This window comes from Mesorhizobium sp. WSM4847 (assembly GCF_055811335.1).
In genome coordinates this window covers 30745-49440 of record NZ_JBVVPY010000006.1, presented here as the reverse complement: position 1 = coordinate 49440, position 18696 = coordinate 30745, and the positions used below count along the sequence as shown (strand labels likewise).

Below are 18696 nucleotides of genomic sequence, written 5' to 3'. Positions count from 1 at the left end.
GACGACATCTGTCGCGGCAAGGCGTCACCACTCGATCGTCGGCCGCGCGATCATCAGCCAGAAAATCCCGAGGACGGCAGCAAAGGCGGGAAAGCCGAAGGCGAACCACAGCCGGAAAAGCCTGATATACCGGGCCGGCAGCGGGGTCCCCGTTTTGGCGGCTGCGGACGCCAGATTGCGCATTTCCATCTGCATCCATACCACCGGCAGCCAGAACACACCGGTGACGATATAGAGCGCGATGGACAGCACGATCCAGCCTTCGGAGAGCGAGTAGCCCGCCAGCCAGGCGAGCGCGACGCCGGTTATCGGCTGCGCCACGACGGCAGTTGCCGTGAAGAGAAAGTCGGCGACCACCACGATGCGCGCCACTGCCGCAATTGTTGCCGCATTGCCGGTCCTGTGGGCGAGAAGCATGAAGAAGGCGATGCCGGCCCCGGTGCCAAGCAGCACGCTGGCTCCGATGACATGCAGGAACTTCAGCACGAAATAGAGCATCAGCGCTCCTCCAGGATCGCCAAGGCAACGAAGTGAAGGACGACGATCGGCAAGACCTTCAGGAATGGCCCAAGTGGTTCGTTCCACAGGTCCGGGCGCAGGAACGTGCCAACGGCCAGATAGAACAGCGAGAGCGCGATGCCAGCGTAGAGACCTTTTCGCGCCGTTGGCCGCCAGGCTATGAGTGCGCCGACGACGATGTCGGCAAGAGCGCCGGCGATCACGGCAGGCGCCGACAACATGCCAGCCCCCGTGCTTTGCATGAGGTCGATGCCGTTGCCGTAGCCAGTGGTAAGCGACACAATCCCTGTCATGATCCAGAAGAACGGCAGCACGACGAAGACTGCAGGCTTGATGACATAAAGCCCGGCAAACCATTTTTCCTGCACCGTCGCAGGATTGAGCGCGAGGAACTGCGCCAGGCTTTGTGGCTGTATGCCGGTCAGGGAAATCCAGTCCGAGGGATCTCCGAGCGCCCCCCGTGCGATCTCCCTGGCGGCATTGGTGCGCATCGGAGGCCGCCAGCCGAGCATCGCGGCAAAATCGCCGAGGCGGTAGAGAAGCCGCGCGCCCCATCCCGGCAAGACCAGCCTGGCTGCAGGAGCCCAGCCGAGCCAGCGGCGGAAAGTACCGACGATCTCATCCATGGTCAGATGTTCGGGACCGGCAAGCTCCAGCGCCATACGAGACGGACTGCCGGGATTGAGAAAGAAGAGGACCGTCGAGACCACATCCTCGAGCTGCACGACCTGCAGCCGGCCGGTATCTGGCATTGACGGCAGGATCGGCAGCGAGGCCAGACCGCGAAACAATGCACTGGCTCCAAACACAGGCCGGCCGAGCACCACGGAAGGGCGAAGGATTATCCAGTCCAGGTCAAGCGCCATCAGCGCCTGATCCCCGGCATATTTCGTCGCCGAGAACGACGAAGGCTGTGCCCGATCCACTCCCATTGCCGAGAAGTGGATCACCTTGGCAACGCCTGCCCGCGCGCAGGCGAGAAAAAGAGCCGCCGCCGCATCGCGATGGACTTGCCCGGTCTTTTCGCGCGGGCTGTCCTGCAGAACGCCGGCACAGTTCACCACGGCATCGACGCCAGTCAGATGCGGCAGCCAATCTTCAGGGCGTAGCGCGGCTGCCATATCCAGCACCAATGTCTGATAATTACGGGCGGCATTTGCCCGCGGGCTACGGGCGATGCCGACCACCTCATGTCCTTGGGAAACGAGGCGGGCGCAGATCGAAGCGCCGATCAAGCCGGTGGCTCCAACAACGAGAATTCTCATCGGACCCCGATCTCCGGCAGCCACGAGATCGTCGCCGTTCTATTCGGCGCGTATCTCCTCCACATCGTCGATGTTTTTCCGGCGCTGCGAAAGCACACGTCTTTCGGCCATCTGCTCAGGGTTGATGATGACCATAGGCGTTCAATCCTCATTCCTGTACTCATGAATGAGACCAAGGATCTGCGAACGGACCAACTCGCGAGCCTCCGGCTGAACGAACGGCATCAAGAGTTCGACCCGTTCCTCGACGCTCTCGGGAAGATCCGCAGCAGGATCGACGAGGTCGTTGCCGTGCGCGTAGAGATTTTCCGTCAGTTTTTTATCAAGGTCGGAAAAAATGCCCATTGATCTGCTCCAAACCAGCTCCTCTGCTTAATTGAAGGCTGACGAAAATGTTCCCCGGATGATCGATCACAACAGCTGCTTCTCCGGCCGAAGCGCTGGGACTGGTCCAGCTCCACTTGTCCGGGCGGCAAGGAATTCAGGCAGTATCTTAATGTGGGAGAATTAGAGAGACATTTGCGCGAGGTGCGAAAAAGCAACGCCAATACAGCTGATTAGTGACGACGTAGGTACTCTCGCAGATGTGGTATTGGCCGTCCGGCGATTCCTGCACACGGTCCCGTGGGATGTTGAAATTATGCGGCAAGTAAGTGTAACCACCGTCTATCCTGGACCGTACCGACGACCGAGGTATGGCGCGGCAATCAGAGCCACCGCAACACTTGAATTTCGTCAGTGGGTCAATCCTGTCCTCGTACCAATCATGGGCGCTGGCGGCAGTTGCGGTGGCGATACACATCGTGAAGACGAGGCTTCGCATGGCGTTCCCCAGGTATTTGGCAGGCGCTGCTCGTTCGAGCGTCCATTGTATATTAGCGTTCCATTAGAAACACCATTGGCCTCCGACCGACCACGCAGCTCCAGCAAGCGATGCTCGCGCTGAAAGACTGCATTGGGTCAACCCTGCCAACAACCGGGAGTCGTCTCATTCGTTTCCGTGTCGGCCAAGCGCGGTGAGATTTGCGTTGGATTGAGGGCTAATGCGCGCTCCCAATTATTGCGGTAGGCGATTGCTGCAGGTCCGTTTGCAGCCCAACATTGAAATCCCGTCACACTTGTAACTCTCACCTCTCCGGCTGCCCGAGATAGCGTCTTTTTATCGAAAACGTGGAAACTGCGAATTCGACCGCAGGACCGGAAATGACGATGTTTGCAGCAAAAGAGAAAGCCACATCGTTGCTCGGGCAGGCGGTCGGTTTTGCCCGCTGGCTCGGGCTCGCCGCCGCACCGACCTTTGCCCTGATGGCCTGGATTTCTACTGTCGGCTCGCCGGGCATGACCATGTGCTCTGCCGCCTCGCCTTTCATGCCGGTCAACGACATGGCCCTGATGTACCTGCTGATGAGCCTCTTTCACGTATCGCCGTGGCTGAAGCTCTTTTCCGCCCGTTCGCAGCACTGCAACACTTCCGTCGCCCAAACCCAAGGAGACTGACAATGCAACACGCTGTCGTTTCACGCGATAACTGGCTGAGCGCCCGCCGGGACCTCCTGCGAGCGGAGAAGGAACTCACGCATCTTCGCGACAAGGTCGCACGCGAGCGGCTCGCGCTGCCATGGGTGCGTATCGACAAGGAATATTTGTTTGACACGCCGGACGGTCCGCGTGCGCTCGCCGACCTCTTCGACGGCCGCTCGCAACTTCTCGTGCAACATTTCATGTTCGCGCCGGGATGGAAGGAAGGCTGCCCAAGTTGCTCGTTCATGGCTGATCACACCGACGGCATGAACAGGCATCTGGCGCATCACGATGTAACCATGATCGCCGTCTCGCGCGCGCCGCTGGCCGATATTGAGCGCTACCGCAGACGTATGGGCTGGCAGTTCCGATGGGTGTCCTCGAACGGCAGTCCGTTCAACTACGATTTCCGGGTCAGTTTCACGCCCGAAGAGGTCGCTACCGGGCACATCGACTACAACTACGGCGAATGGCGGGAAACCGGCGAGGAATGGCCTGGCCTGAGCGCCTTCTACAAGGATGAGGCTGGCACCGTCTTTCACACCTACTCCACCTACGGCCGCGGTGTGGAGGTGATGATGGGCACCTACGCCATGCTCGACCTGATGCCAAAGGGCCGCAACGAAGCTGAGGGAATGGACTGGGTGCGCCGCCACGACCGCTACGCGTAGACCCGCGGGGGGACGGTGGAACGGCGTCGGCAAGGATCTTATGGCCCGCTCTGTCACGCGTTGCTATCTACGGTCACCGGAATGAGTGCTATGACTTCAGGGTGATGGAGGGTTCTCGTCAACCAGTTCTTGCTCTCGCCGATCGAGCTCCTTCTGAAGCTTCAGAGCTAATGCGAGAAGCCTCGGCGACAGGGTTGGATCGCCTTCCAGTCCTAATCGCTTGCGTAGGCTCCGACGATTGTCTTCCGAACGGACCAGGTCTCGGAAACCACGATCGCTCTCTCTGGTTGCCATGACGATCACCTTCAGCTTTGAACGCAACTCGTCGCTTGCCAAAGGGTTCCATGAGGGGCCGGATTATCTCGCTAAAGCGCGTCTCGGCTGAATGTATTCATGTGACGCTAAGTTCTTGTTTTATGCATGTCGTTATCGCAAAACCGCTTACGCGACATGCATTAGATCTTTCGAGCGGTGACCGGATAACTAAGCGGGATTGAGCGGATACTGCTCGTGCTCATCGAAAGCCACCAACAGGCCCAAAGCAGCAGCGACTTCGAGGATAGCTTCGGTCAGATCGTCATTGGATGCGACCAAACCAGGTGCAGCCTGCCGAACCTGGTTTAATGCCGCTTTGACCGAGACGGTGTCGCCATAGCCGGCCCTGTTGAGGACTGCGGCAATCGCCTGATCTAGAACTGGACCGACCCTATGGACGATGCTCATCCACCTTCCCCCCCGGGAACGCGAGAGGGTATAGTAGCGTGTCTGGGGCCAGGATGCAACCGACGCGCGAAACCACGCCAAATTGGCTCTGGTGCTCGGGCGCAAAATGCGGTGGATCAACCCTGAGCGGTGCTACGGCGCCGGTTAACCACAGATTGCTGCTCAGCTATTCGAAGGAATAGGTGAAACCTCCTTCGGAGGCTCCGACCGTCACCTTCGTCATTTTTTCGCCCTCGAGCGACCGGTTCAGCACGCCACGGCTCAATTCCGGCAGAAGCGTGTTTGTCAAAATGGCGTCGATCATTCGGCCGCCGGATTCGATCTCGGTGCAGCGGGCCTTGACCAGATCCATGACACCGTCACCGATCACCAACTCGGCATCGTTGCTCGAGCGCAGCCGGCGGGCGATCTTGGCGAACTGATGGCGGGTGATCGCTTCGATCATCATGTCCGAGAGCGGGTAGTAAGGGATGGTCACCACCCGGCCCAAGAAGGCCGCTGGAAAAACCTTCAGCAGCGGGGCGCGCAATGCTGTGTCGAGATCGTCGAGCCCCGCCCGCACCGTGCCACTGTTGGTCCGGTCCATGATGACTTCGGAGCCAACGTTCGAGGTGAGCAGGATCAGCGTGTTTTTGAAATCGATCCGCCGGCCTTCACTGTCGTCCATCATTCCCTTGTCGAAGACCTGGAAGAAGATTTCATGCACGTCCGGATGCGCCTTCTCGACCTCGTCAAGCAGGATCACCGAGTAGGGCTTGCGCCGGACCGCCTCGGTGAGGATGCCGCCCTTGCCGTAGCCGACATATCCGGGTGGCGCGCCCTTCAAGGTAGAGACGGTGTGCGCCTCCTGGAACTCGGACATGTTGATCGAAATGAGGTTCTGCTCGCCGCCATAGAGCGTCTCGGCCAGGGCCAGCGCGGTTTCGGTCTTGCCGACGCCCGAGGGACCGCAGAGCAGAAAAACCCCCACCGGCTTTTCGGGCGCGCCGAGCCCGGCGCGGCTGGTCTGCACGCGCTTGGCAATCATTTCCATGGCGTGATCCTGACCGACCACGCGCTCGGACAGCGTGACGGCGAGCCGCAGCGCCTTTTCGGTCTGGCTCGACAGCATCCGGCCAGTCGGGATGCCGGTCCAGTCCTGCACCACCGCCGCCACGGCGTTGCGGTCGACCGACGGCAGGATCAGCGGCGTCTCGCCCTGCGCTTCTGCGAGTTCGGCCATCAACTCGCGCAGCCGCGCGAGATCGGCAGCCGGGTCGGGTGGAGAAGGACCGGCAGCGGCCGTTGCTTCCGCATCGGGTTCGGGCGCATCGGGTTCGGGCGCTTTGATCTCAGATACATCGGCGCCTGCGGTTTCGGCCACCGCCCCCGAAGGCTCCACGGCGTCGAGCGGCACACCCTCGCCGCGCAGCCTGGCGCGCAGTTCGAGTATCTCGCCAACCAGCGCCTTTTCCCGATCCCAGCGTTGCTGCGCGGCAGCAAGCGTGAGTTCGGTCTCGGCAAGCCCGGTTTCGACCCGAGCCTGCCGGTCGGCCACGTCGATGCCAATCGCTGCCTCGCGGCCGATGATGGCGCGCTCGACCTCCAGCGCCTGGCGGCGGCGCATGATGTCCTCGACCTCGGCCGGGGTGGCATGCTGCGAAATGGCGACACGGGCGCAGGCGGTGTCGAGAAGGCTCACGGCCTTGTCGGGCAGTTGCCGTGCCGGGATGTAGCGGTGGGACAGGCTGACCGCCGCCTCGATCGCCTCATCGAGTATCTGCACCTTGTGATGCTGCTCGAGGACACCGGCGACACCACGCAGCATGAGAACGGCGACCGCTTCCGACGGCTCATCTATCTTGACGACCTGGAAGCGACGGGTAAGCGCCGGGTCCTTCTCGATGTGCTGCTTGTATTCGGCCCAGGTCGTCGCCGCGATCGTGCGAAGCTCGCCGCGCGCCAGCGCCGGCTTCAGCAGATTGGCCGCATCACCGGTTCCTGCCGCGCCGCCGGCGCCGATCAAGGTGTGCGCTTCATCGATGAAGAGGATGACCGGCGTTTCCGAGGATTGCACCTCGTCAATGACCGCCTTCAGCCGTTTTTCGAATTCGCCCTTTACGCTGGCGCCCGCCTGCATCAGGCCGACATCGAGCATGCGCACGCTGACGCCCTGCAGCGTCGGCGGCACGTCGCCCTCGGCAATGCGCAAGGCAAAGCCCTCGACGACCGCGGTTTTGCCGACCCCCGCCTCGCCGGTCAGGATCGGGTTATTTTGCCGGCGCCGCATCAGGATATCGACGATCTGCCTGATCTCGGGATCGCGGCCGACGACCGGATCGATCTTGCCGTCGCGGGCGCGCTGGGTCAGGTCGGTGGCATATTTGGCCAGCGCCGAATCCCCGCCCGGAGCCCGCCGCGGTGTTTCGGCGGCGGCAACCGCAGTCGCGGCGCCGGCTTCGAGCGAACCCTCCATGACGTCCGCGAACCGCGCAACAACGGCCTGCGCATCGATCTTGTCGAATTCGCCGCTGATCTTCGACAGCAGGCCTTCCAGCACCGGCGTCTTCAGGCAGGCGAGCAGAATATGCGCACTGCGCACTTCCTCGACGCTGAATTCCAGTCCCGCCAGGCCCCAGGCCTCCTGGATGGCGTGAAAGATATGATCGGAAAATTCCTCGATCGAAGTGGCGCCGTAAGGCAGCTTGTCGACGGCGCGGGTCATATCGGCCGTGAGCCGGCTCGCATCCACCCCGGCGTCTGCCAGTATCAGCTGCACATCCGATCGCTCTGAAAGCACCAGCTGCTCGATGAAGTGAACGAGCTCGACATAAGGATTGCCGCGCAGCTTGGCGGTGTCGGCCGCAGCCTTGAAGGCGCGCAAACAGATGGGGTTGAGCTTGCCGACCAGTTCCTTGCGTTTAAAGCTCTGCGACGACCGGCGCTGTTCCATCGAACTTGCCCCTCCAATCTGCCAGCCAACAAACTGCCACATAAGCAGCGACTTGACAAAGAGCGTTTATCAGCGGGGCGTCCGGGTGTGCGATTCAGTCGATTTCTTCCGTCCCGGCAGGCGCCGGCGCCATCGGCTGCAACGCCATCGAACGCCCCGCCTGTTGGCGATGCGTTCACCGACAGGGTTCGACAAATCCGCCAGCACTTTTGAGCCCAGCGCGCCGGTTGCAGGCTCGTATTAAGATTGAGCATCAACTAAATTGTGGTAAAGTGTCGCAGTGTGGTAACGTTGGGTCAGGCACGGCCCACGAGCCGCGCGCTGGGGGATGGTGTGCTTGATCTCGCACTCTGGCTGAATCCGCTGGACGGTGAAAATCCGTCAGGGGAGGATTTGCGCAACGATCCAGCCTTTCATGAACTGGAGCGTCTCACCGAGCCGCAGGTCAAGGTCGTCCATGGCGGCCACAACCAGCCCTCGTCGCAAAGCACCATTCCGGTCGACTGGCCTGCCGTCCTCGACAAGGCGGAGGAATTGCGTGGGCATGGCCGGGATCTGCGCCTGCTCGTCATTGTCACGCGCGCGCTGGCCAATGAGCAGCGGCTCGCCGGGCTCGCACATGGCCTGACCCTTGTTGCGCGGAGCTTCGATCAGCATTGGGAGACCATGCACCCGGCCCTGCGGCCCAGTGCTTCACCACGCGACGCCGCCTTGCGTCGCATCAACGCCCTGCTCGACCTCCAGAATGGCCAGGACGGGCTGCTGGCGGACTTGCGGCGAATGATTTTCTTCGAGCCGCGCCCTATGGGACCGATCAGCGGACGCGATCTGGAACAAGCCGCACTCGACGAGCGGGTCATGCTTCTGGAAGCGGCTTCGGGATTGAATGCGGCGGAAAAGGCAACGCTGGCCAGCGCGCACGGTCAACTGCTGAACCGGGTTCATAGCGGGTGCAAGGCGCAGGCCGATCAAGCCAATGCGGAGATGATGTCGCTCATTGCCGATGCTCATGCGGCGATCACGGCTCTTGATGCGGTCGAGACGGCTCTCAACGGCCGTCTGCAGGGCGGTGGCGCCGCTGTTCCGGAATTGAAACGGTTTCTGCAGCGTTTGCTGTCGACCCTCGAACGGAATTCGGCAATCGAAACGGCGACGAACGGCGCGGCCGAGCCAGCCCCCACGACTGCAGATCCGGAAATGCCTGCTCGAAACGGTCAAATGCCTGCAAAGGGCCATGGAGCCGATACTATGGCAAGTGTGGCGAGTTACGCGGAACCGAGCACGGGGCTGCCGGAGCGGATTTCCTCGCGCGACGACGTCGTGAAATGCCTCGACCTCGTCATCGCCTTTTATGACCGCACCGAACCGTCGAGCCCGATCCCGCACCTGGCCCGCCGGGTGCGCCGGATGGTGCATATGGATTTCGTTGAACTGATGGAAGATCTCGCCCCGTCGGGGCTGAAGGAATTCCGGCTGCTTGCCGGCGTTCCCGATGCCAAGAAGACGGCCCAGAAGGATGAAAGGTAACGAGCCATGGCAGCTGAAAGCAAAGCGAAAGTCATCGAACGGAACCGCGCTCCGCGCGTGCAGATCGCCTATGACGTGGAAACCTATGGCAGCCCGACGACGATCGAATTGCCGTTCGTCATGGGCGTGATGGCCGACCTCTCCGGCGCTTCACAGACCAGGGAAGCGATGAAGTCGGTACTGGACCGCTCCTTTGTCGAGACTGACGCCAACCGCTTCCCCCGTTTCATGGAGGCGCTCGGGCCGCGCGTCAAAGCCCGTGTGAAGAATACGCTGCCCCAGGCTGAGGGCGCCGAGCGGGACGAAGAGCTAGCACTCGATCTTACCTTCACCAAAATGGGCGATTTCGCCCCGGACAAGATCGCCGAACAAGTCCCGCAATTGGCCGAGATCCTCAAGATGCGTCGTCAGCTCGAGGAGCTGCTCGGTTTCATGGACGGCCGTGTCGACGCCGAAAAGCGCATCGCGCAACTTCTGAACAACGAGCCGCTTCTCGGCAAGATCGCCAACCAGGCATTATCCGACGACGACAAGGTTCAGGAGTAAATCATGGCCGAACAACAAAAAACCGCAGCCGTCGCCGCTGAGGCGGAAGCCATAGACCTCGGAGAATTCAGCGGGCTCCTCGAGAAGGATTTCAAGGTCAAGAAGGACGACAGCGAGAAGCTGCAGCAGCTCGTCCGTAATCTCGCGCTGGCGGCGCAGTCCCGCTCCGATACCACGACCATCTCGTCCAACGCGATCAAATCGATCAAGTCGCTGATAGCAGGCATCGACAAGATGCTGACTACCCAGGTGAACGAGATTCTGCATGCGCCGGAAGTGCGCGAAATGGAAGGCACATGGCGCGGCCTATGGTATCTCGTCAACAACACCGAGACGGATCAGAAGCTGAAGATCCGGGTGATGAACATTTCCAAGGTTCAGCTTGCCGACACGCTTGAAGACTACGAAGGCCAGATGTGGGATCAAAGCCCGATCTTCAAGAAGGTCTATACGGACGAGTATTCGATGCTGGGTGGCGAGCCGATCGGCTGCCTGATCGGCGCCTACGAATTCTCGAACCATCCGCGTGACGTCGGCCTGTTGCGCAACATCTCGGGCATCTGTGCCTCCGCGCATACGCCGTTCATCGCAGCCGCCGACCCGCGGCTGTTCCGCATGGACAGCTGGCAGGAACTGCCGAACCCGCAGGACCTGCAGATGATCGTCTCCAACCCGGCCTATGCCTCGTGGCAATCGCTGCGCGAGAGCGAGGACGCGCGCTACATCGGCCTGACCATGCCACGTGTTCTGGCGCGACTGCCGTATGGCTCGGAAACCGTTCCGGTGAAGGGCTTCACTTTCGAGGAAGAAGTGCAGGGCGACCACAACAAATATGTCTGGATGAACGCCGCCTTCCCGATGGGCGTCAACATAAACCGCAGTCACAAGCTCTATGGCTGGGGCACGCAGATCCGCGGAGTCGAGAACGGCGGCACAGTGATCAACCTGCCGGTGCACTCCTTCCCCACGGACGACGGATCGATCGCGATGAAATGCCCGACGGAAGTTGCCATCGACGACCGGCGCGAGGCGGAACTGGCCAAGCTCGGCCTGATGCCCATTCTGCACCGCAAGAACACCGATCTCGCAGCCTTTATCGGTGCGCATTCGCTGCAGGACGACGAGACGCGCGCCGGGCGGCTGGTCGATCCCGACGCCCAGTCAAATGAACGGCTGAGCGCCAACCTGCCCTATCTTTTCCCGGTTTCGCGCTTTGCGCACTACCTCAAGGCCATTGCGCGCGACAAGATAGGGTCGTTCAAGGAGCGCTCCGACATGCAGATCTGGTTGACCGAGTGGATCAACCGCTACGTGCTGGCCAACCCGGCCTTTGCCGACGACAAGGCGCGCGCCAAGCGCCCGCTTGCCGCCGCTGAAGTCCAGGTGGACAGCGTCGAGGGGCGGCCGGGCTACTACAACGCCCGCTTCTATCTGCGCCCGCATTACCAGTTGGAGGGCATCAACGCCTCGCTTCGACTGGTGTCAGAACTACCGTCCGTAAAGGCTTGATTTTGCAGCAACATCCACCTTGTTTTGTTTTGAAAGCGCTGGAGGAAGACAATGCCCGTGAAAATTGATGGTTTTCTAAAAGTTCCGGATATCAAAGGGCCAAGCGTTCGCGACGGTCATGAGGACGAAATCGAAGTCCACGGGGTCGATTACAAGATAATCGCGCCATACGATCCGAATTCGCTCTCACGCCGCGGTCGCGTGTCGCTGGGGATGATCAAGTTCACCAAGCATTATGACAAGTCATCGCCCTATCTGAAAAAGGCGCTGTTCGACAACAAGGCGCTGGACGAAGTTGTGTTCTCCGCCCGCCGGACCATCGATGGCGAGACCAGCGATTATCTGGTCGTCACCCTGACCGACGCTTCGATCATGGAATACGACATGTCGCAGGCCGAGGACGAGGAAGACCTGATCGAGGAGGAGGTCAGCTTCGCCTACAAGAAGATCAAGTTCGTCTATGACAAGGATGACGAAATCGAAATGGATGTCTATGTCGGCAAGTGAGGCGCGGCGGCCCGGCGCCGACAAGCTGCAGGTAACCGGCAGTTCGCGAGCAAAACGCGAGGCGGTCCAGCCCTCTCTTTGGGACCGCCTCGTCAACGACCTGCCGGGCGTCACCTCCGAGATAGACGGGCTGCGCCAGACCTTGCAGGACGAGTTGGGCGCGGACCGGCTGGACACGCTGCTGGCGGGCAGCGCGCGGCTGATCGACGCCGACGCGGAGCTGACTCCCGATCAGAAGCGGCGTCTGCACCGCCTGGCCTTTCAGACCCAACACCGCGCCGAGATCGAAAGCCGTGGCGTGGTTGTATCGGCCCGCGTCCTCAGGGAGGCGGTGCGGCGCGACATCGAGGCCTTGTTCAACACCGAGCGTTTTGAAGCTGTTCCGCTTCTTTCCGATTTCGAAAGCGAACAGGCCGCAGACAATCCGCCGTCGCTGGCCGATTTTCCGGAGGTGCGCCGAAGTGTGGTCAACTACGGCGTGCCGTCGTTTTCGGGCCGTTCGTCCCGCGACTTTGATCGCGAGACCCTGGCGCGCGAGATCCGCTCGGTCCTTGCCACCTTCGAGCCCCGTCTCAAGGAAAGCGCAACCAAGGTAACGGTGACCCTCGGTGACAAAAGTGTCGGCCTGAAGATCGAGATAGACGCCGTTCTGATCATGACGCCGACGCCGGAACGCATGCGCCTGCGCACCACGATCAATCTCGATAACGGCCTGGCGCGGACCGAATTCAGGGACAGCTGAGATGGATCGGGTCTTCGTAGAATATTACGAGGAGGAACTGACCCATATCCGCGGACTCGCGGCGGAATTTGCCGACATGCATCCGGCGGTGGCGCGCAATCTTTCTCTCGATACCGTCCCGTGCCCGGATCCGTATGTCGAGCGGCTGCTTGACGGCGTCGCCTTCCTCGCTGCACGCACCCGGTTGAAAGTCGACGCCGAGCGTTCGCGGTTTTCACGCAGCGTGCTGGATGTGCTGTATCCCGATCTGGTTACCCCGGCCCCGGCTACGGCAATGGCAGTGCTGAAACCCGGCCAGCAGGTCCAGTCGATGATTGCCGGCCATGTCATCAAGCGGAACACGCGGCTGGTGTCCAGTCTGCAACCCGGCCTGTCGACGCGCTGCACATTCACCACCGCGCAGGAAATCACGCTGTGGCCGATAACCATCAATTCGGTCAGCTATTTCCAGGATCGCAGCGGGTTGGCGGCGGCCGGCATAACACCGATCGGCGGCGCAGGCGGCGAGGCGGCGCTGCGCATCACGCTGGGTCGGACCGGAAAAGGCAAGCTCGGCGAACTGGCGCTCGACCGGCTTGATTTCTATTTTGCCGGGCGCACCAAAGCGCCATTGCTGTTCGACGCGATTTTCGGCGCCTGCTCGGCGGTTGGCGCACGCGCCGAGGGCAAGGCCAATCCGCTGTCGCGGTTGCCGGAACCCGAAATGGTCGGCATCAGCGACGACGAGGCGTTGATGCCTCGTACCCGGCCGACATTCGAAGGCTACCGCCTGCTGCGTGAATATTTCATGATGCCCGAGCGCTTTCACTACGTGCGGGTTTCAGGACTGCAACCGGTCGTGCGCCGATGCGAGGCCGGGGTCGAGATCATCTTCATGTTCCGGCGTCCGGTACCCGAGCTTGCCGATGTGACGCCGGCGGATTTCGAACTTTTCGCGACACCGATCATCAACCTGTTCGAGCGTGACTGCAACGTCATCGAGCTCGATCCGCGCAGAACGCGGCAGGTGCTGCATGCCGACCGCACGCGGGCGCGCGACTTCGAAATCTATCGGGTGACCCATATCGAGGACGCCGATGCCGAGGGTCCTGACGCCGAAATTCCAGAACTCTTCAGCCTGGGGCAAAACCGCAGCAATGGCTGGGTCTATTCCACCGAACGGCGCCCTCGCCGGGCCACCGAAGATGAACGGCGCGACGGGCTGACCCGCACTTCCTACACCGGAGACGACGTTTTCCTTTCGGTTTCCCGGCCGGCCGGAAGCCCGGCGAACCGGCCGCTGAAGCGGCTCGACATCATGGCGCTTTGCACCAACCGCGATCTGCCGATCCTCGACGACAACCCTACCCTGACGCTGGAGACAGGCGATCCGGTCGAAACGGTCCGGCTTATCGGTGCTTTGCGCCCGCCCCAGCCGGCGATCCCGGCCGCGCTGCCCGCCGGCGCCGAAGGCGAATCTCGAGCCGACAATCTCGCATGGCGGCTCGTGGCGCAGTTGGCCCTCAACTTTCTCAGCCTCGCCAAGGAAGGCCGCGGTGTCGATCCGCTGCATGCGCTGCTCGATCTTTATGCCGACCGGGGAGATCCGAGCCTGGCTCGCAACGTGCACTCGATCGTTCGCATCGACTCGCGATCCGTCATCGAACGGCTGCAGATCGATGGGCCGATGTGCTTCGGACGGGGCACGGAAGTGACATTGCATGTGGACCAGTCGGTCCTGGCCGGGCAAAGCACATTGCTGCTTTCAGCCTTGCTTGCCCGGCTGTTTGCCCGTCACGCCGGGATAAACGGCTTTGTGCGGGCCCGCACGCGGTTGCTGCAGAAGCAGGAGGATGTGCCATGGCCGATGACGCCCGGCAATCGCTACCTGATCTAGGCAAGCTCGACCCGGTCCGGGCCGAAGAACTGGATGATACGTTCGACTTCTTCGAACTGTTGCGCCGGCTCGAACAACGGGGCGGGCTGTTCGGCTATTCCGGCCGCGCAGATCGCGAGCCGGCAAGGCTCGGGCAGCATGTGCGTCTTAGCTTTTCCGCCAAGGACGTGGTCGAATTCCGCGAAGCGAAGGACAAGACGCCGGGGAACGACGGGGTGCCGGCCCGGGTCACGGTTGCCAATCTCGGGCTGATGGGACCGGAAGGCCCGATGCCGCTTCATTTGACACGTTGGGTGCTCGATCGTCTGTCGCAGCGCTGGTTCACCGGCGCTGACGCACGGCAGACCAGCGACACGACGTTCGTGGACTTCGTCAATATTCTCCAGCACCGCATGATCGCCCTGTACTATCGAGCCTGGGCCGACGCGCATCCGGCGGTACAGGTCGAACGCGCGGTCGGCGGCCGGGTAAGGGCCATGCTTGAAGCCATGGCGGGAACCGGACTTCCCGGCACCCAAAATCCCGATCTCGACGCCGTGAAGCTTCGCCAGGCCGCGTCGCTCGCCAGCCAGGTCGACGGTCCGGAGCGGCTGACGCTGTTCCTGGCGGAAGCGTTCAAGGTGCCGGTCGCGATCAAGGAGTTCGTTGCCACCTGGATGACCATACCGGCGACGCTCCAGACCCGGCTTACCCAGGCTTACGCAGTGCTGGGTCGCGGGGCGACGATCGGCCCGCGCGTTTTCAGCCGCCAAAGCAGGATCGAACTCCGCGTCGGCCCGCTCGGGTATGAGGAATTCAAGGCGTTCCTGCCGGGCGGTCAACGTCTGAAGATGTTCAAGCAGGCGGTTCGCGACATGGTGGGGGAATCGCTCGACGTCGATCTGCGGATCGTGCTGGCGCGTGAAGCGGTGCCGCCGCCCCGTATCGGAGCGGTACAGCTCGGCCGAACCACCTGGCTTGCGCGGCCCGCTGAAAGGGGCGATGCTGACGATATGCGGCTGCGGACGATCGTCGGATGGCGGCCGGAAATGGCGGAGGTCGCGGCATGAGTCTGCTGCTGACGCTGGAGCACGGACCACGCACCCAGGCGGTACGGCAGACCCGGCTGGACGAGGGTGAACTGGTGATCGGCCGTAGCGCGGAGGCGGACTGGCAGATCGACGATCCCGACATGTTCGTTTCACGCGCCCATTGCAGGATCACCGGTGGGCGGGACGGGTATTTCGTCACCGACACATCAAGCAGCGGCTTGTTCATAAACGATTCCGACAGCCCGCTCGGCACCGGCACCTCGGCCCGTCTTCAGAACGGCATGCGGCTGAGGCTGGGCGACTACATCGTATGCGTCGATCTGCAGACGCCGGTCGCTCACGCACCAGCGGCCAGCCAAACGTTCGCCGAACGGTCGCCGCCGGCATCGCGAGCGCCGGTAAGCATCGGCCGCGATGACTTCTTTTCGGCCACGGTCGAAGAAGAGCCGCGCCGACCGCGTCCCGCCGATCTGCCGAACCCGTTCGAGCAACCCGTTCCAGGAGCGTTCGAGCGCGCCAACCAGCGCAGTTCGCCTGCCTTCGACGACCCGTTCAGCCTCGACCCGGTATCGACGCCGGCGCCGAATGGCGCTGGCTATTCCGAACCGCGTCGTGCGCCGGACGCCGCAGACCCATTCAGCTTCGATCCGGTGCCTTCCGGTGCAAGCGAGCCCGTTCCAGGCCAGCCCGTTTCAAGCCAGCCCGTTTCAAGAAAGTCCTCCGAATTCGATGACGGTTTCGGTTTCGGGCCAGCCGCGTCGCCCGATTTGAGAAACGGCGCCGGCCCGGCCGGTCAACGCAAACACGTCGCCGGAGAGCCGGCCCATCCCTGGGATTTGCCTGGCCCCGCGGCAGCTATCCCTGCTCAGCCACGTGCTGGCGGTGCCCCCAAACCCCCCCCCACCCCCGCCGCGGCGCAACCCGCGAAAACCCCCATTAGCACCGCGGTGTTGGGAGGCCTGGGTGTTGAGGTAGCCGATTTTACCCGACGCGAAAGCAAAGCGGAAATGGAGAAGTTCGGTCGCGAGTATCGGCTGATGATGGAAGGCCTGATGCAGCTGCTGCGCAAGCGGGCCGAGGAAAAAGGCAACGCTCGCGTCGCCCAGACGGTGGTTGGGGCCTCTGAAGTCAATCCGCTAAAATTTCTGCCGACGGTCGACGACGCCATCGTGACCCTCATCGCCGAGCGCAGCCCCGGATTTCTGGCCGGTGAAGCGGCAATCGCCGACGCGGTCCGCGATCTCGCGCAACATCATGTGCGCGCCTGGCGAGGCGTGCAGTCCGCCTTGCGGCGAATGATCGACCGTTTTGACCCGGCAGCGATCGAGGAAGAGCTCAAATCGAGTTCCGCGATCGGCACCGTGCTTTCGGGCGGACGCCGCGCCAGGCTGTGGGAGCTTTACCAGAAACGCCATCGTGACATCGCCCAGAGTGCGGAATCGAGCTTTTTGGGCGAAATCGGCGCTGATTTTCGGGATGCATATGAGGAGGAGTGAAAAAATGATCGATCGCCGCGAATTTGTCGTTGCCCTGGGCGCAACCGGGCTGCTTGCTGCTTGCCAGAGCGGTCCGCCAAAACCATCCGCGGTGACCGTCAACCTGACCGGCGCGGCCGGCATGAACCCGGGACCAGGCGGCGGCGACCGGCCGGTGACGGTCCTGGTGATGCGGCTGCGCAGCACCGGCAAATTCAACTCGGCCGATTATTTCGCGCTGCAGGGGGATGCCGGCTCCGCGCTCGCAGGCGATCTCATTGGATCCGACCAGATCTCCGTCGGGCCTGGAAAGACCGCATCCAAGACCATCACGGTCGAGCCGGACGCGGCTGCGCTGGGCTTCGTTGCCCTGGTTCGCGAGCCCGGCGGCCGGACCTGGCGGACAACCAAGTCGGTGTCGTCGGGATCAACAGTTACCGTCAACGTCACGCTTGGCAGCGGCGGCATTTCCGCCTAGCGGCCAGGGCAAGGGGTGCTTGATGCAGGAAGTAGCGGCATGAGCGATGCAAACAGGGTGCTGTGGTCCGAAGGCCTGTTTCTCCGGACCCAGCATTTTCAGCAGCAGGATCGCTTTTTCGAGGCGACCGTGCGCGGCGCGTTGCAGGCCGGGCAGCTGCATACGTTCGGCTTTCAGCAGCTGACGCTGGACCAGGCAATGCTCGATGCCGGCCAGGTCTCGATCCTGTCGGCACGCGGCATCTTTCCGGATGGAACCCCCTTCTCCATCCCTGACCTGATGGACGCGCCACGACCGCTGCCGGTCACCGCCGATACGGGCGCCGGACCGGTGCTGGTCGCCCTGCCGCTCGAGCCTGCCGGCGGTGTCGGCTTCGATCCGGCGCACGCCGCATCGACGGGCGCACGCTATCATGGGCGGATCGTTTCGGTGCGCGACGCCGTCCAGGGCGGGTCGGATCCTGAAGAAATCGAAATCGCCCGCCCGCAGGCGCTGCTGATTGCACCGGGAAAATCGGTTGGCGGCTACACCGCCTTGCCGATAGCCGACATCAAAGGGGTTCGAGCCGACGGCGGCGTCTCGCTGGACGAGACGTTCCTGCCGCCGACACTGGTTACCGGAGCGGTGGCCTGGTACCGGCAGTTGCTTTTGGAGGTTGTCACCGGCCTCGACCAGATCGCCGAGGCGCATGGCAAAATGGTCATGGGCGGGCCAGGGCGCAGCGTCGAAGACCTGCTGATGCTCAATCTCGCCAATGCAGCGCGTCCGCGACTGGCGCACATGCTGGCGCAGGATGTCTTCCATCCGGCCGAGCTTTACCTGGAGCTTGCCGGTCTTGCCGGTTCAATGGCGACCTATGGCTCGAGCGCGCGACGGCTGAGCGAGTTGCCCGCCTATGATCACATGGCGCCCGGCCCCGCCTATTCGGCGCTGGCCGACGCCCTGCGCTCGCTCATCCTGAGCCTGCGCTACATCGAGCCTAAATCACGCGCACTGCCGGTCATGCGGCATTCGACCAATGTCTGGAAAATCCGCATCGACAACCCGAAGCTGCTGGTGGCCAGCCGGATCGTCATCCGGGTCGGCTCCGAGCTGTCGGAAGATGCCTTGCGCAAGATTTTCGTCAACCAGGCGACCGTCGGTTCGGCCGATCAGTTCGAAGGCCTGTGGAAATCCCGTCTGCCCGGCATTCCACTGAAGCCGCTTCATTCCCAGCCGCGCGAAATCCCCTACGACGGCGATCGGCTGTGCCTTGAGCTGGATCAGAAAAGCGAGCACTGGGCCTCGCTGCTCGATGCCCCCGGCTTCGTCATCGGCGTGTCGGGCGTGCTGCCGAGCGAGCCGCAGGTCGACTGCTATTCGGTAAACAGGTGA

The 18696-nt window shown here is 62.3% G+C and carries 17 protein-coding genes; 12 read left to right on the top strand and 5 right to left on the bottom strand.

The window, feature by feature from the left end; genetic code table 11:
- Window positions 1-24 precede the first annotated feature (24 nt).
- The 3 genes from AC0L28_RS10150 to AC0L28_RS10140 all read right to left on the bottom strand — a co-directional run bounded on the left by AC0L28_RS10150 (window position 25) and on the right by AC0L28_RS10140 (window position 2129).
- Window positions 25-498 carry a DUF2269 family protein gene (locus AC0L28_RS10150; protein ID WP_473477160.1) on the bottom strand — a complete coding sequence of 158 codons (474 nt, stop codon included), beginning with the start codon at window positions 496-498 and terminating at the stop codon, window positions 25-27.
- On the bottom strand, window positions 498-1784 hold the full coding sequence (locus AC0L28_RS10145) for an SDR family oxidoreductase (protein ID WP_473477158.1): 1287 nt from the start codon (window positions 1782-1784) through the stop codon (window positions 498-500). Before AC0L28_RS10145 ends, AC0L28_RS10150 begins: the two co-directional genes overlap by 1 nt.
- 141 nt (window positions 1785-1925) lie before the next feature.
- Window positions 1926-2129: a hypothetical protein gene (locus AC0L28_RS10140; RefSeq protein ID WP_023801320.1), complete on the bottom strand. Its 204-nt coding sequence runs from the start codon at window positions 2127-2129 to the stop codon at window positions 1926-1928.
- Between the two features lie 858 nt (window positions 2130-2987).
- Between AC0L28_RS10140 and AC0L28_RS10135 the strand changes: the two genes are divergently transcribed.
- Both AC0L28_RS10135 and AC0L28_RS10130 read left to right on the top strand, forming a co-directional pair.
- Entirely contained in the window at window positions 2988-3281 is a 294-nt protein-coding gene (locus tag AC0L28_RS10135) for a hypothetical protein (protein WP_473477155.1), read from the top strand.
- A 2-nt stretch (window positions 3282-3283) separates the two neighbouring features.
- The gene (locus tag AC0L28_RS10130) at window positions 3284-3976 is read left to right on the top strand and encodes a DUF899 domain-containing protein (protein ID WP_473477152.1); all 693 of its coding nucleotides are present in this window, start codon (window positions 3284-3286) and stop codon (window positions 3974-3976) included.
- A 483-nt stretch (window positions 3977-4459) separates the two neighbouring features.
- On the opposite strand, the gene AC0L28_RS10125 is transcribed toward AC0L28_RS10130, so the two are convergent.
- Both AC0L28_RS10125 and tssH read right to left on the bottom strand, forming a co-directional pair.
- Entirely contained in the window at window positions 4460-4699 is a 240-nt protein-coding gene (locus AC0L28_RS10125; protein ID WP_023801316.1) for a hypothetical protein, read from the bottom strand.
- 166 nt (window positions 4700-4865) lie between these two features.
- The gene (tssH, locus tag AC0L28_RS10120; RefSeq protein WP_473477149.1) at window positions 4866-7631 is read right to left on the bottom strand and encodes a type VI secretion system ATPase TssH; all 2766 of its coding nucleotides are present in this window, start codon (window positions 7629-7631) and stop codon (window positions 4866-4868) included.
- A 333-nt stretch (window positions 7632-7964) separates the two neighbouring features.
- Here tssH and tssA point away from each other — a divergent pair, with 333 nt between their 5' ends.
- Genes tssA through tssK form a run of 10 tightly spaced genes read left to right on the top strand, consistent with a single transcriptional unit; the run spans window position 7965 to window position 18696 of the window.
- Complete coding sequence (tssA, locus tag AC0L28_RS10115; RefSeq protein WP_473477146.1) at window positions 7965-9158, top strand: type VI secretion system protein TssA; 1194 nt, start codon at window positions 7965-7967, stop codon at window positions 9156-9158.
- Between the two features lie 6 nt (window positions 9159-9164).
- Window positions 9165-9704, top strand: a complete 540-nt coding sequence (gene tssB, locus AC0L28_RS10110; RefSeq protein ID WP_023801313.1) for a type VI secretion system contractile sheath small subunit — start codon at window positions 9165-9167, stop codon at window positions 9702-9704.
- 3 nt (window positions 9705-9707) lie between these two features.
- The gene (gene tssC / locus AC0L28_RS10105; RefSeq protein ID WP_023801312.1) at window positions 9708-11213 is read left to right on the top strand and encodes a type VI secretion system contractile sheath large subunit; all 1506 of its coding nucleotides are present in this window, start codon (window positions 9708-9710) and stop codon (window positions 11211-11213) included.
- A gap of 51 nt (window positions 11214-11264) precedes the next feature.
- On the top strand, window positions 11265-11720 hold the full coding sequence (locus tag AC0L28_RS10100; RefSeq protein WP_023801311.1) for an Hcp family type VI secretion system effector: 456 nt from the start codon (window positions 11265-11267) through the stop codon (window positions 11718-11720).
- A complete protein-coding gene (tssE, locus tag AC0L28_RS10095; RefSeq protein WP_023801310.1) occupies window positions 11707-12462 on the top strand; it encodes a type VI secretion system baseplate subunit TssE in 756 nt (251 codons plus the stop codon). The genes AC0L28_RS10100 and tssE overlap by 14 nt, the downstream gene beginning before the upstream one ends.
- A gap of 1 nt (window position 12463) precedes the next feature.
- Window positions 12464-14338, top strand: a complete 1875-nt coding sequence (tssF, locus tag AC0L28_RS10090) for a type VI secretion system baseplate subunit TssF (protein ID WP_473477143.1) — start codon at window positions 12464-12466, stop codon at window positions 14336-14338.
- The gene (gene tssG, locus AC0L28_RS10085; RefSeq protein WP_128245378.1) at window positions 14302-15387 is read left to right on the top strand and encodes a type VI secretion system baseplate subunit TssG; all 1086 of its coding nucleotides are present in this window, start codon (window positions 14302-14304) and stop codon (window positions 15385-15387) included. The genes tssF and tssG overlap by 37 nt, the downstream gene beginning before the upstream one ends.
- Window positions 15384-16865, top strand: coding sequence for a type VI secretion system-associated FHA domain protein TagH (gene tagH, locus AC0L28_RS10080; protein WP_473477141.1), 1482 nt, complete (start codon window positions 15384-15386; stop codon window positions 16863-16865). Before tssG ends, tagH begins: the two co-directional genes overlap by 4 nt.
- A gap of 4 nt (window positions 16866-16869) precedes the next feature.
- A complete protein-coding gene (gene tssJ / locus AC0L28_RS10075) occupies window positions 16870-17322 on the top strand; it encodes a type VI secretion system lipoprotein TssJ (protein WP_027154116.1) in 453 nt (150 codons plus the stop codon).
- A gap of 39 nt (window positions 17323-17361) precedes the next feature.
- On the top strand, window positions 17362-18696 hold the full coding sequence (gene tssK / locus AC0L28_RS10070) for a type VI secretion system baseplate subunit TssK (protein WP_023801305.1): 1335 nt from the start codon (window positions 17362-17364) through the stop codon (window positions 18694-18696).

What these genes read in the sequence shown, in the direction of transcription:
- AC0L28_RS10150 (WP_473477160.1), bottom strand. Translation starts at nt 498, where the DNA reads ATGCTCTATTTCGTGCTGAAGTTCCTGCATGTCATCGGAGCCAGCGTG.
- AC0L28_RS10145 (WP_473477158.1), bottom strand. Translation starts at nt 1,784, where the DNA reads ATGAGAATTCTCGTTGTTGGAGCCACCGGCTTGATCGGCGCTTCGATC.
- AC0L28_RS10140 (WP_023801320.1), bottom strand. Translation starts at nt 2,129, where the DNA reads ATGGGCATTTTTTCCGACCTTGATAAAAAACTGACGGAAAATCTCTAC.
- AC0L28_RS10135 (WP_473477155.1), top strand. Translation starts at nt 2,988, where the DNA reads ATGACGATGTTTGCAGCAAAAGAGAAAGCCACATCGTTGCTCGGGCAG.
- AC0L28_RS10130 (WP_473477152.1), top strand. Translation starts at nt 3,284, where the DNA reads ATGCAACACGCTGTCGTTTCACGCGATAACTGGCTGAGCGCCCGCCGG.
- AC0L28_RS10125 (WP_023801316.1), bottom strand. Translation starts at nt 4,699, where the DNA reads ATGAGCATCGTCCATAGGGTCGGTCCAGTTCTAGATCAGGCGATTGCC.
- tssH (WP_473477149.1), bottom strand. Translation starts at nt 7,631, where the DNA reads ATGGAACAGCGCCGGTCGTCGCAGAGCTTTAAACGCAAGGAACTGGTC.
- tssB (WP_023801313.1), top strand. Translation starts at nt 9,165, where the DNA reads ATGGCAGCTGAAAGCAAAGCGAAAGTCATCGAACGGAACCGCGCTCCG.
- tssC (WP_023801312.1), top strand. Translation starts at nt 9,708, where the DNA reads ATGGCCGAACAACAAAAAACCGCAGCCGTCGCCGCTGAGGCGGAAGCC.
- AC0L28_RS10100 (WP_023801311.1), top strand. Translation starts at nt 11,265, where the DNA reads ATGCCCGTGAAAATTGATGGTTTTCTAAAAGTTCCGGATATCAAAGGG.
- tssE (WP_023801310.1), top strand. Translation starts at nt 11,707, where the DNA reads ATGTCGGCAAGTGAGGCGCGGCGGCCCGGCGCCGACAAGCTGCAGGTA.
- tssF (WP_473477143.1), top strand. Translation starts at nt 12,464, where the DNA reads ATGGATCGGGTCTTCGTAGAATATTACGAGGAGGAACTGACCCATATC.
- tssG (WP_128245378.1), top strand. Translation starts at nt 14,302, where the DNA reads ATGGCCGATGACGCCCGGCAATCGCTACCTGATCTAGGCAAGCTCGAC.
- tagH (WP_473477141.1), top strand. Translation starts at nt 15,384, where the DNA reads ATGAGTCTGCTGCTGACGCTGGAGCACGGACCACGCACCCAGGCGGTA.
- tssJ (WP_027154116.1), top strand. Translation starts at nt 16,870, where the DNA reads ATGATCGATCGCCGCGAATTTGTCGTTGCCCTGGGCGCAACCGGGCTG.
- tssK (WP_023801305.1), top strand. Translation starts at nt 17,362, where the DNA reads ATGAGCGATGCAAACAGGGTGCTGTGGTCCGAAGGCCTGTTTCTCCGG.